The sequence below is a fragment of the Paenibacillus xinjiangensis genome (assembly GCF_059686975.1).
The window spans coordinates 21,143-32,783 of sequence record NZ_JCAALS010000043.1 but is presented as its reverse complement, the minus strand read 5'-3'; the positions used below and the strand labels follow the sequence as shown (position 1 = coordinate 32,783).

At 45.0% G+C, this 11,641-nt stretch carries 12 protein-coding genes and 1 pseudogene; 9 read left to right on the top strand and 4 right to left on the bottom strand.

Annotation, left to right across the window (positions count from 1 at the left end; all coding sequences use genetic code 11):
* Window positions 1–162: 162 nt before the first annotated feature.
* Window positions 163–393, bottom strand: a pseudogene (locus AC6ESP_RS28280) (IS3 family transposase); the annotation flags it as partial.
* Window positions 394–592: 199 nt separating this feature from the next.
* Here AC6ESP_RS28280 and AC6ESP_RS28275 point away from each other — a divergent pair.
* Together AC6ESP_RS28275 and AC6ESP_RS28270 are read left to right on the top strand one after the other, a co-directional pair.
* Complete coding sequence (locus AC6ESP_RS28275) at window positions 593–1,249, top strand: hypothetical protein (protein WP_497100105.1); 657 nt, start codon at window positions 593–595, stop codon at window positions 1,247–1,249.
* Entirely contained in the window at window positions 1,242–2,948 is a 1,707-nt protein-coding gene (locus AC6ESP_RS28270; protein WP_497100103.1) for a GMC family oxidoreductase N-terminal domain-containing protein, read from the top strand. The genes AC6ESP_RS28275 and AC6ESP_RS28270 overlap by 8 nt, the downstream gene beginning before the upstream one ends.
* Here the strand turns inward: AC6ESP_RS28270 and AC6ESP_RS28265 are convergent.
* The 3 genes from AC6ESP_RS28265 to AC6ESP_RS28255 are packed head-to-tail and all read right to left on the bottom strand — an operon-like array spanning window position 2,941 to window position 6,748.
* Complete coding sequence (locus AC6ESP_RS28265; protein ID WP_497100102.1) at window positions 2,941–4,035, bottom strand: GerAB/ArcD/ProY family transporter; 1,095 nt, start codon at window positions 4,033–4,035, stop codon at window positions 2,941–2,943. The two genes, AC6ESP_RS28270 and AC6ESP_RS28265, sit on opposite strands and share 8 nt — an antisense overlap.
* Before the next feature lie 26 nt (window positions 4,036–4,061).
* Window positions 4,062–5,228 carry a Ger(x)C family spore germination protein gene (locus AC6ESP_RS28260; RefSeq protein WP_497100101.1) on the bottom strand — a complete coding sequence of 389 codons (1,167 nt, stop codon included), beginning with the start codon at window positions 5,226–5,228 and terminating at the stop codon, window positions 4,062–4,064.
* A 20-nt stretch (window positions 5,229–5,248) separates the two neighbouring features.
* Complete coding sequence (locus AC6ESP_RS28255; RefSeq protein WP_497100100.1) at window positions 5,249–6,748, bottom strand: spore germination protein; 1,500 nt, start codon at window positions 6,746–6,748, stop codon at window positions 5,249–5,251.
* A 421-nt stretch (window positions 6,749–7,169) separates the two neighbouring features.
* Here AC6ESP_RS28255 and AC6ESP_RS28250 point away from each other — a divergent pair, with 421 nt between their 5' ends.
* The 7 genes from AC6ESP_RS28250 to AC6ESP_RS28220 all read left to right on the top strand — a co-directional run bounded on the left by AC6ESP_RS28250 (window position 7,170) and on the right by AC6ESP_RS28220 (window position 11,558).
* Window positions 7,170–7,760: a plasmid pRiA4b ORF-3 family protein gene (locus AC6ESP_RS28250; protein WP_497100106.1), complete on the top strand. Its 591-nt coding sequence runs from the start codon at window positions 7,170–7,172 to the stop codon at window positions 7,758–7,760.
* A gap of 185 nt (window positions 7,761–7,945) precedes the next feature.
* Window positions 7,946–8,080 (top strand): hypothetical protein, encoded by a 135-nt coding sequence (locus AC6ESP_RS28245; RefSeq protein WP_497100099.1) that lies wholly within the window; start codon window positions 7,946–7,948, stop codon window positions 8,078–8,080.
* Between the two features lie 12 nt (window positions 8,081–8,092).
* Window positions 8,093–8,287 carry a hypothetical protein gene (locus tag AC6ESP_RS28240; protein ID WP_497100098.1) on the top strand — a complete coding sequence of 65 codons (195 nt, stop codon included), beginning with the start codon at window positions 8,093–8,095 and terminating at the stop codon, window positions 8,285–8,287.
* Window positions 8,284–8,739, top strand: coding sequence for a UPF0158 family protein (locus AC6ESP_RS28235; RefSeq protein WP_497100097.1), 456 nt, complete (start codon window positions 8,284–8,286; stop codon window positions 8,737–8,739). Before AC6ESP_RS28240 ends, AC6ESP_RS28235 begins: the two co-directional genes overlap by 4 nt.
* A gap of 274 nt (window positions 8,740–9,013) precedes the next feature.
* Window positions 9,014–9,211, top strand: a complete 198-nt coding sequence (locus tag AC6ESP_RS28230) for a hypothetical protein (protein ID WP_497100096.1) — start codon at window positions 9,014–9,016, stop codon at window positions 9,209–9,211.
* A gap of 408 nt (window positions 9,212–9,619) precedes the next feature.
* Window positions 9,620–10,264, top strand: coding sequence for a CotH kinase family protein (locus tag AC6ESP_RS28225; protein WP_497100095.1), 645 nt, complete (start codon window positions 9,620–9,622; stop codon window positions 10,262–10,264).
* The gene (locus AC6ESP_RS28220; protein ID WP_497100094.1) at window positions 10,182–11,558 is read left to right on the top strand and encodes a stalk domain-containing protein; all 1,377 of its coding nucleotides are present in this window, start codon (window positions 10,182–10,184) and stop codon (window positions 11,556–11,558) included. The genes AC6ESP_RS28225 and AC6ESP_RS28220 overlap by 83 nt, the downstream gene beginning before the upstream one ends.
* Window positions 11,559–11,641 lie beyond the last annotated feature (83 nt).

The following is an 11,641-nucleotide window of genomic DNA, read 5'->3' as shown; positions in this document are numbered from 1 at the left end:
ATAAACGAACGTAATTGCTCTTTGGTCCACAGTCCCATGTGCTCTCCCCAACCTTTCTACTACTTTCATTTTAGTAGGTTTTGGAGTTTACACAAACTATTTTACAGACTCGCTCAGGAGTAACTGGACCTCTGTCAAGAAAGTGGACACCCAAGCATATATCTAACTTACTCGTTTGTAATACATTGATTCGAATTGAATCGGCGTCAGATACCCCAAAGTACCATGAATTCGTTTACGGTTGTAAAACAGCTCAATCTACTCAAACATCTCTTGTTGCGCCTGCACCTTTGTCTTAAATTTCGTTCAGTAAATAAACTCTTTCTTCAGCACGCTGTGAAACGACTCAATACATGCACTGTCGTAACAATTTCCTTTGCGGCTCATACTGGCTTTCATCTTGTATTGTTTCATTCCTGTAGAGACCATCACGTATACGTTGCCTGAGTAAGAGCAAGTCTGTGCCTGCTGCGGAGGTACGCTTCATGAGATGAGCATTCGCATTTTTAGTTATTTCAACGCATACGTTTCAGTATGGAATCAATGATGTAGAAAAGAATTGAGTTGAGTAGAGTTGAGAGGTTGGGATAGCATGCATCCTGCAAATACGTACGTAGCGCTCGCCGATCAGCGGACCATTGCGACTTTCCGTGCACTAGTTGAAGCGATTGTGCCGGAATCACCTGCGTTTGCTGCTTATGGAGCCGAATATGCTGCGGGCGCGGCCTCGCTGCATATTCATGAATATATGATTTGGGAGCTTGATCATTCACTTTCCCTTCATCTAGGAATAAGCTTGTCCGTAATTCCGTTAGCTGCTACAACCGCTATGATGCTGAATGCCGGGGCTTTACAATTTGCAGCTTCAGGGATGGTGCAATATTCACCTAATTATGCGGCTCAGGGAGGGCCATTCGCTTCTTTATCTCCCTTCGACCGTATCCGGACATTATCCATGCTTGAGAACCTAGACGTTGATTTGGGCAGCTTGCCGCCTCCATACAAAGATAATGGAGGCTTCCTTGTCTACATGATTGATTATTTGAACAGGGCAACCATGTTCGGCAATTATTCCGAATGGTCGGCCTATGGAAGGACGCGGCTCTTGACGCCTGTACGTCGCAGATTGGAGTACTTTCCAATCAGTTGGAAGCAGGTTGGATATCCTGGCGTATCCTTGGGTTACCGCGCCCTTCGGGGATATCTGCTGACTATCGTTCGAGAAGGAGGGGAATACACTATTGTATGATGCTGATGTTATCGTCATTGGTTCTGGGGGCGGCGGGGCTGTTGTGGCCAAGGAGCTTGCTGAGAAAGGCCTGAAAGTATTGGTTCTGGAGGCTGGACCATTCTTCGGGAATAAGAAATGGCCGAATCCGAGCAGTGAACGCGGCGAGGAATGGAGTTCCAGTGATGAAGATCTAGATGTGAATATATACAAGAAAATATATAATGCATACGAAAATAATATGAATGATGTCGTATCTGGCGCATTTCGATTCGGACCTGCTGATCGCCGCCAGACGCCCTGGCACCGAGTGATGCAGCAGAAAGGCGATATTTGGCAGGTTTCCGGAGTGGGGGGGACGACACAGCATTATTGGGCGCAATCGCCGCGTGCATTCCCCATAGCGATCGACAACGTATGGCCGATCAGCTACCGTGAGCTGATCCCTTACTACGAGAAAGTCGAAGCGACATTGCCCGTTCAGTTCGCACCGACGACACCGAAGGAGGAGCTCTTTTATTATGGAGCCAAGAAAGCGGGCTGGAAGCTCAATCCGACGCTGAATGTTACAACGCCGGGATACCGGCCTAATCCGAATGCTATTCTTAGAACGAACCCTCATCTGATGGATCCCAAGTATTCCATGGAGCAGCTCTCCCATATGGAAGGGTGCACCTTACAGGGGCATTGTGTCAATGGATGTACAGCAGGCCCTTCGGTTGATAAAATCGCCAAACGAGGCACGCTGGTCAGTTACATTCCGCTTGCGCTCAAGACCGGAAATGTAGCTATTCGCCCTAATTCCTTCACTATCAAAATATTGACGGAACATGATCCGAGTGGAGGTATTCGCGCGAACGGTGTACAGTTTCGGGATACCTGGACGGGGGAAATCGGGGAGTTGACGGCCAAAACAGTTGTTCTTGCGGCTGGATGCATCGAATCTCCGCGACTTTGGCTGAATTCTGGGCTTCCATACAACGAATGGGTAGGGAGGGGATTAACCAATCATTATTTCGACTGGGTCGGCGGAGTATTCGATGAGAAGGATCTCATGAGCATTATGGGAGTGCCATCTGTCTATCCATACGTCGGCCACACATCGGGAGCCAGAGTTGATATACCGGATATCGGGATATTTCAGGTTTCTTGTCTGAGTCCCGGAATAATGTCCTTCCTGACCTATGGGTTCAGCGGAGCGGGCTATGACGAATTGAATCCACCGGAGCCTGGTGAGCCATGGGATATTCGGGGGAGGGTCGTTGGTCCGCAGCTCAAAGAGTTGATGCTGAACTATACCAGAACGATGACTATGCTGCTACTTACAGATGACGAGGTTCGCTTCCAGAACAGAGTCGAGGTCGATCCTTTCCTGAAAGACGAGAACGGGCCGATTCCAGTCATTCATTATACCCCCAGTCCCAAAACGCTGAAAAGGCGCGATCAATTAGCCAGATATGCGGCTGAAACGCTGCAGCAAGCCGGCGCCAAAAAAATTATTCGTTCGGATTTGCCTGCCGGCTTCTTGCTCCATCTGGAAAGCACGATGAGAATGGGCTATGTCGTGGATACAAATTGCGAAGCGCTACAAGTGGGGCGCCTATATATAGCCGATAACAGTGTACACTTTAACGGAATCGGAGGCCCCAATCCGACATTAACTACACAGGCGCTCGCGACCCGGACGGCAGATAAGCTTGCTGAGAAATATTTTAGCTGACATTTTGTTGTTTGCTTTTTTTTATTGAACCTACGAAGAGCAGCAGCAATGGCAATCCGAGCATATTGACTGGTAGCACGATCGGAACCCAATAGTTAAGTAAATAATGGGTGGTTGCTTCGGCTACATTATCGGGTATAAAAGCAAATACGAACGTAACCGGCACAACGAACCAACCTATTGTTTTCCAATTTTTAACTTTCAGCAATTGGGCAGTCCCATAACTGGCGATGAAGATATAAGTTGACAGTTTGATAAATACGCTTGATATCCAGATCACAATAGCGAGAGCATCCAGATTTTCGATAAAACCGAGTGATATTTCTTTGGTCATTTCAAAGAAAGGGTACCACGCTTTGTTGGAAAGATTGGGTCCAACCGTCAGGATGACCATGATCATGGAGAAGACGACTAAAACACTTGGTATGATGACGCCCCAAATGGCATAGGTCGCACTCTTGCGCGGATTGATCAGAAAAGGTGTCAACATGATGAATTCTACTGAATGTCCGAGATAAGACGCTGGAGCAAGCGATCCTAGCAAGATGCTAGTTAACCCGCTGTCCGCATAAACGGGCAGTATATGCTGAAATTTAATGTGGTTAAGGTTTGCAGCGAGCACCATGACAACCATCAAAATAATGAGAGGTCCTAACACTTCACTGCAGCGCCCGATTCCTTCAATCCCCTTCGTGTAAGTGACATAGACCGTCAGTAGGATCATAATTGTCATAATTGGAATTTTAGGAGTTTGCTGCAAAAGCAAGGCCTGAATTAGATCTGAAAATTGACGAAGAACGATGGGAATAATGGTATACCACTGAACCATGTATACAATTACGATTACCTTGCCAAGTACTTTTCCCATTATCGTCTGGCTGGCTTGAACAAGTGTCTGATTGGGATAGAGCAGTGCCAATCTTGTTACCACCAAAGCAATCAGCAATGCTATGCATCCGGCAGCCATCATGGACATCCATGCATCTTGTCCTGCAGCTTGAATGCTGGAAGTCATCGTCATAAGCAAGGTCATTCCCAATTCCATAATTGTAATCACCCAGAAAACCTGCAGGCCGCTTATTTTCATGTTTGACACCACTCCTCGTCTACGGGTTATTTTTTCAAGTGAGCTGGCGCTTGTGTTCTTCCTGTCTGCACGATTTGAATGTCAACTTTGACGTCAACCTGAACTTCTGGGTAGATTTCTTTCCAATTGTCTTTATTTTCCTTCCAGTAATAAGGATGCTCGATATGAACGCTTTCTCCGAAGTTGAACAAATCCACTTTGAAATTTTGTTGCGCGTGACGAAGCAACTTTTCTACAGACTTTTTTGTCTGTTCTTCGAATGCTTGAACAACCAATTTCTTGTTATTCTCCTTACTCATATCCAGCCTTGTATCGTTTGCTGTGACTGCGACCTCGGCTTTGAGCGTAAAGGTAATTTGTGGCTTGCCGTTCATAATTATAGTGTGGATTTTGGTGCCAGATTTCAATACGTTAACACCAACTGTGCCTTTAAACATGCTGTTTCTCGGCATAACCTTGGCTGTTAATCTCGAGCCCTCTAACTTTCCTCTCTTCCACAGCAACAGTTTCATTCCATCTTCCTTCAGAAATCCGACCAGTTTGTTATCTTGGTAAATCGCAGCATGATCGATTCGAAAGGATTTCCCGGTAGTAGCGGATTCTACGATACGAATCGCTCCCGTAATGGTGGTGCTTCCTTCTGTTGCCAGTGAATCTATAAACTCATCGATTTTGATTCCTAATGTATTTCCTTTGTTTTGAATTTTTTTTAATCCGACCATTGGAATGCTCTCCAATACAAATGGCGTGCTTATAATTTCTTTGGCCGTCGTACCATAAGCGGTTAGAATAAAGCTGCTATATCGGCTGTTCGGGTCACCGACTAACTGGCTAATCATCTGGTCGATGCCATGCCTGGCATATTGCTCGCCAATGATGAGAACTCCTCTATGACCCAGAAAAATTTTTCTGGACAATTGCTCTTGCATGCGATTGAATATGTCCACGCCGTCCCTACCCTTTTCAGTAATAATTAGAAATGGAGAAGAATTGGCACTGCCAGATTCACGGGTAAGAGCGGAAGGTGAAGCGATCTGAACAGTACCTTCCAACAAGCCATCTTTCGACAAATCGAGGCCGCTGCCCATAACCATCGCCAGATCGTTAATCTCCACCCTACTCCAGCATCCCGTGAGCAAGCCGCTGCTGACGACTAAGACTAGTCCTGCGTATACAATTTTGCTGCGCAGCATGAAGAGAACATCTCCTTTGTTTAACGTTTTTGTCGCTTATGCATGATCCACCACGGCGCTCTTATGACAACATCCCATAATCCTGATGCATGAAATGGAGCAACAGGAGTCATGTATGGTACACCGAAGGATTGCAGGTTAATGAGATGAATAAGCATCGCAATCATCGTGGCGCTAATACCGTATAGACCAAATGATCCGGCTAGTAACATAAGCGGGAATCGGCAATAACGGATAGCTTGGCTCATGTTCACTTTCGGGATCAGGAACGAAGCGATACCGGTCAAGGATACAATAATGACGATAGGAGCGGATATGATGCCTGCTTGGACAGCCGCCTCTCCTATGACCAGTGCACCAACGATACTTATCGTTTGGCCCACTGGTCGCGGCAGTCGAATTCCGGCTTCACGCAGCCCTTCGAAGGCCACCTCCATCATCAACGTTTCCACTAATGCGGGAAAAGGAGCTGCTTCCCTAGCTGCCGCAATACTCAAGGCGAGACTTGTAGGTATCATTTCCTGATGGAACGTAGTGATAGCGATATAAAGCGACGGTAGGATTAGAGCCAGTAACGCAAACAGATAACGTAACCATCGCAGCGGAGTAGCGAAAATAAAGCTCGTATAATAATCTTCAGCCGTTTGAAACCCTTGCCAGAAAGTAGCTGGAGCGATAAGCGTCATAGGCGTCCCGTTAACGAGCACAGCGACTTTCCCATCAAGCAGCAGAGCCGATACAGTGTCTGGCCTCTCGCTCATCTCCATGACGGGGAAAGGAGAATAGGGAGCATCTCGGATAAGTTCTTCAATTTGGCCCGACTCCAAAATAACGTCAACATCGATAGTTAACAATCGTCTTCTCATCTCATCAACAACGCTAGCTGGAGCCATATGCTCAATGTATGCCATTACAACAGCGGTTTTTGATACATGTCCCACGGTTAATTGTTCCATTTTTAATTGCGGGAATCGAATTCTCTGGCGAATTAGTGCGATATTCGTATCCAGGTTCTCGATAAATCCGATCTTCGGCCCACGAATTAATACCTCCGTATTTGGTTCTTCCAGCGAACGGTTTAATTGCTGATTAGTCAGCTTTATGGAAATGGCCTCTGTTGCGGATTCGGCCAGCAGAATAACCGCCCCGTTCGCGATGCAATTAGCAGCCTGGTTTAAATCCGAGATGATTTCCGATTCACCGGCTGTAATCGTGAACTCATTCATACGATGCATGAATTGGGAAGGCGAATCGAGCTCGATATGCTCATCTCGTGTTAGTGGCCTCAGAACAGTTGTATCCAATTGGACGTTGTCTACTAAAACCCGCAGATAGATGACTAATCCGGGAATTGAATGGAAAAAAGTAATGGGCCTTACATGAAAATCGGAGCAATTAGAGAAGATCTTCATTAAGGCAGCCTCGTTGTCAGCAAGCTTATCGGAAATAGGCTGTGCGGCATTCGCAGCTGATGGAGAATTTTCGTTTTTATTGCGATTTCCTTTTTTTCTTGTATGCATTTCCTGTTCACCTACGATCTGACTTATGTTTCAGTTGGAGTGGAAGTATAGGATACGATACGATTCCTTAGCCATAACCTTTGCTGTTGTCAGGTGGATTATTCAATAAATAATTCCAAATTCGAATGGTGGAGTATGATTTTGTGCGGTGAAGACAATCGTAATTAGAAAAGAAGGACTGGTAGAGAGCGAGGATATAGCTATGAAGCGAATTGACGTGGGGAAAGGTATCGTACTATTGTTTATCTTTTTGTTGTCGGGAATAGTTCTTTATTATGCAGTTAAGTTACCGAGATGAAAATAGAAATGATTTTTTTTTTGGTTATTTTTTTAATATTATAGTAGAAACGGCATATTCTATTACATCGTCATTACAAATAGTGCTAAAGGAGGTGACTAGATGATATATATATAATGCAACATCGAACTAGAGCATATCTCCCCCAAGATCTGGAGGCAAATTCAGTTCCATCCGGAAGTTACTTTTCATCAATTGCATCAAATTATTCAGATTGTCATGGGATGGGACGATTATCATCAATATGAATTCCATATTAAAGATCAAACGATCAGATTGCTTGATCCGTTAGATGAGGACATGGGAGATATTAAGGTACTGAATGCACGTAAAGAGACCGTTCTGAAGCATGTGACACTGGAAAATTCGGTTTTTACCTATATTTATGATTTCGGTGATTATTGGCAGCATACGTTAAATTTAACGAGAATTGAGGACTTCACCAATGCAGTGGGGCATATTCCATTGTGTCTAGAGGGGTCTCGAAGTTGTCCACCAGAGGATATCGGAAGTGCATGGGGCTACCAGCATTTAATGGAAGTGCTGAATACTCCTGATCACCCGGAACTTGAACATTTTGCAGATTGGCTGGACGATGGATATGCTCCTGAATATTTTGTATGTGAAGAAGTGAATGCTCTGCTCAAAAAGGACAAGAGCAAGATTGTTCCCAAGTACAAGAGTTCTTCCTCGATCGTGGACATGGTAAGTTAAGACTTAAAGAAGCGAAAAAAGCGATTGCAGAATTTGGGAAGCTGACCGCAAGCGTTGAGTATACAACTGAGTTGAAGCTGATTTAAGTTGAGAACGGGGTTTTATTCACACGTGTTTATGGCGACATTGATGCTCGTTTTTATAGCAGTATAGAAGCTGCATATGATGATGTCATTCAAGCCGTAATGGATGATGAGTCTGCTGAGCTGTATGCGAAATTTGAGGATCGTATTCATACCGTTGTATCCAATTCAGAGGATATCGGTTGGGGCTTTTATGATAATATGTGTGAGCTGCATGCTCAATTAATATGGGATTAGGTGTGGAGTAAGATGAAAAGCAGCAAGAAAAGAAAAAAATCAAATGAAGCTAGTGAATTCGAGCCTATCGAACAAGATGAGCATTTTTATTTTATAGCTGGGTACACGGAGGGCGGGATGCCCTTTGGAATAACATGGGAAGAATATGAGGCTGAACATCGCAATAATACCATCGGATCAGTAATGAAGGTTGGGGGAGTTCAATGAAGGAAGTAAGCTTAACTAACCAGCAGCTTCAGGGTCTTGTTGAGACTTATGATATGCAAATGGATGAATTTGAATGCTTTTTGAATATAGAGACAGGCGATGTTGTATCGCTGGCTACGTATGATAGAGATAAAGAGGATGAGGAGCTGAGTGAAGCGATTGAAGAGGGATTCAATGAAATTTATTTTCGGCTTCCTGCTCGAACATCAAGTGAAGGTTATAGGGATATGATTGATTTTGCTGAAACGGTCATCAATGATAAATTAAGAACCAAACTATTCATTGTCTTAGATACTAAAAGAAAAACATTTCGGAAATTCAAGGATACGTTGTCTTTCGATAGCCTTGAATTAGAACGATATTATCAATTCGTAGAGCAGCGTAATCGAGAGCGTGTGATGGAATGGCTGGAGTCAATAAATGTTAAGCTAATTGTTGAACCTATGTTATAGCCCCATCATGTCACGAAGGAATGTGACTGAAATTTAAATTAGGGCTGACAATTGTGAAAATAGAACGTTACTTGAGAGCAACTACTATTCCTCCTGGAAGTAGTTGTTCTTTTTGTAATAGAATTGTTGAGAATCTTTTATAGACCTTCACTAATTGAGCGGCTAAGCTGTCAACAGGAGAGACGTACTTGGCGACTAGCCTGAAGGAGAATGGAGTCCGTCTATCGCTAGACAGGGCGATGAGGCCGCCGGCAGCAGAGTCGCAGAAAAGCTATTGGAGACTGAAGCTGCGGTAACGGACACGATTTATATGCAGGTTACTGTTACAGGTGATGCCGAGTGTCAATTTTTCACATATAGCCTCGATGGACAAGACTATCGTGAGGCTGGATTATTTGCGATCGGTATGGAAGGCGAACAAGCCCTCAGCTATACGGACATCGATTGGTTTCGCGTTGAAGAAATACTTTAACTAATAACTTTATTTCTTTCCATTTCACTCGATCTAGTCCCCAGTAACACAAAACCCACCTACTACTGCTATTTCTTCCTTATCATCTCTGATACCAGAGTCTGTGTAGAGTTAGAGAAATAAGTGTCTTAACGAAAGAAAATTTGACGTTAGACGACAAAGGAACGATCGTAACAACATCCGTCTGTCCAGCACCTTATAAACCATTTTTCATAAATACGAGACCGACCCAGTCATCAACGATGACTTGTGAGAGAGCCTCTTGTTGTGTCCAGTCTAGTGCTAATAGAAAGGGAAATCCATCCATTTTCAGCAAACCTTCAATTTGCTCTAAGATTTTCTTAACCTTTCTGCTATAGGATGGACAGTGGAATGAAAAATCTGGTTTTAAGGAGGATAATCCAAACCATGAATTTGAAGCAGGTATGGAAGAAGGCTACGATTACGGCTTTATCACTGTCCATTGTAGCAACGGGCTTCGGCTCGATTGGCAGTAAGGCGACGGTGTATGCCGCAGAGACAGGAATTACGCAGCAGTATGAGTCTCTGTTCGAAGGGGATCACATCATTAATGTGAACGTTACAATTGCGGATGAAGATTGGGAAAGCATTCTTGCAAGCCCCTTGGATAAGGATTACAAAAATGTAACGGTAGACGTTGACGGCAATGTGCTTAGCAACGTGGGCTTTTCCACTAAAGGCAATCTGACCTTGAAGGCAGTTGCCAGCATGACCGATTCCGACCGCTACAGTTTTCGATTGAAATTCGACAAATACGATAAAGAGCAAACCTTGCTAGGTCTGGATAAAATGGTACTGAACAACAGCTATGCAGATCCTTCATTTTTGCGTGAGTATTTGCATTATGAAGCTTTGCGCTCCATTGGGATGGATGCTCCGCTAACGGTATTTACAAATCTGTATATCAATGGCGAGCTATATGGCTTCTATGTTGGTGTTGAGGCCATTGATGACAGCTACATGGAACGAAATTATGGCGAAGGCTACGAGGATGGCGTACTCTACGGAGGAGAATACCTATCTGCAATATGAGGAAGAAGGCGCTTATGATACGCTGACATATGAGCTTGACACAGAGGATGATAAAGCTTCGCTCAAAAATTTCATCAGTGTGCTGAACGATATGCCAGATGGTGAGAAGGGCGACATTGAGGAGGTTCTCGATGTAGATACTGCTCTGAAATACATTGCAGGCAACGCCGTGCTAGGCAATTATGACAGCTACAATGGTGATAAAGGCCATAACTTCATGCTGTATGGGGATGCTGACGGCAAATACAGCGTGCTGCCTTGGGATTTCAATATGTCGTTTAACGGTTATTCCGGTGGTGGCGGAGGTGGCAGAAATACGGCGGCTACAGCTGCGACAGGTACAGCCACAACAACGACAACAACTACGAATACGAATGCGACGACTGCCTCGGTGGACCTTCCCGTTATGGGCATTAGCTTAGACGATGTTCCCATGATCGGAAATTTGCTTGAGGTGCCAGAGTATAAAGCCAAATATTTGGAATATGTCAATGAGCTGGTCGATTACCTTGGCGGAATCGAGGATCGGATTACCGAACTTGCTGATCTTATCCGGCCAAGCGTGACTGCAGATCCGACTAAATTCTATACGCTGGAGCAATTCGAATCCAATGTTGCTTATTCAGCTGTAGATGACACAGCTGGGGGCATGCAAAGTGGCGGTGCTATGGGAGGCATGTCGCCTCCGGATGGTGGGACTACACCGCCGACTAATCCGGATGGTACGGCTGCGACAAGACCAGACAATGCAGGTACAGCGACAGATGAAGCCACTGCAGGCAATGGCGCGGCTGGACAAGCTGGTGGACAAGGGATGGGAACGATGGCGGCTGGATCGCTGATGACCTTTGCACTCAATAGGCATGCCAACTTGCAAGAGCAGCTTGGTCTTCAGGTAACGACATTACCGACGACGACCACTACTTCCTCTAGTACCGGAGCTATCTCCGTCCTTCTTAATGGAACCAAAGTGAGCTTCGATAATCAGGAGCCAGTGAATCAATCGGGTAGAGTGCTCGTTCCACTACGCAGCATCTTTGAAGCATTCGGTGCTGAAGTGGAATGGGACGAAGCAACGAAAAAAATTACAGCGGTCAAAAGTGATCGCACGGTTATCCTTACCATCGGCAGCACGACGGCTTATGTCAATGGTTCAGCTGTAACGCTGGATGTTCCGGCTTTCGTGGTGAATGGCAGCACGCTTGTGCCAGCGAGATTCATATCTGAAGGACTGGATATGGATGCCACTTGGGATTCGGCAACTGCAACTGTGAAGATTACGGATAAGGCTTAATCGATTGTAAAGCGGACAAACACACAAATCCCCCATGATCTCCTTAGTGGAGTATGATGGGGGATTTGTGTGTTTGTGAATAG

What these genes read in the sequence shown, in the direction of transcription:
- AC6ESP_RS28275 (WP_497100105.1), top strand. Translation starts at nt 593, where the DNA reads ATGCATCCTGCAAATACGTACGTAGCGCTCGCCGATCAGCGGACCATT.
- AC6ESP_RS28225 (WP_497100095.1), top strand. Translation starts at nt 9,620, where the DNA reads ATGAATTTGAAGCAGGTATGGAAGAAGGCTACGATTACGGCTTTATCA.
- AC6ESP_RS28260 (WP_497100101.1), bottom strand. Translation starts at nt 5,228, where the DNA reads ATGCTGCGCAGCAAAATTGTATACGCAGGACTAGTCTTAGTCGTCAGC.
- AC6ESP_RS28245 (WP_497100099.1), top strand. Translation starts at nt 7,946, where the DNA reads ATGGATGATGAGTCTGCTGAGCTGTATGCGAAATTTGAGGATCGTATT.
- AC6ESP_RS28265 (WP_497100102.1), bottom strand. Translation starts at nt 4,035, where the DNA reads ATGAAAATAAGCGGCCTGCAGGTTTTCTGGGTGATTACAATTATGGAA.
- AC6ESP_RS28240 (WP_497100098.1), top strand. Translation starts at nt 8,093, where the DNA reads ATGAAAAGCAGCAAGAAAAGAAAAAAATCAAATGAAGCTAGTGAATTC.
- AC6ESP_RS28220 (WP_497100094.1), top strand. Translation starts at nt 10,182, where the DNA reads ATGACAGCTACATGGAACGAAATTATGGCGAAGGCTACGAGGATGGCG.
- AC6ESP_RS28255 (WP_497100100.1), bottom strand. Translation starts at nt 6,748, where the DNA reads ATGCATACAAGAAAAAAAGGAAATCGCAATAAAAACGAAAATTCTCCA.
- AC6ESP_RS28235 (WP_497100097.1), top strand. Translation starts at nt 8,284, where the DNA reads ATGAAGGAAGTAAGCTTAACTAACCAGCAGCTTCAGGGTCTTGTTGAG.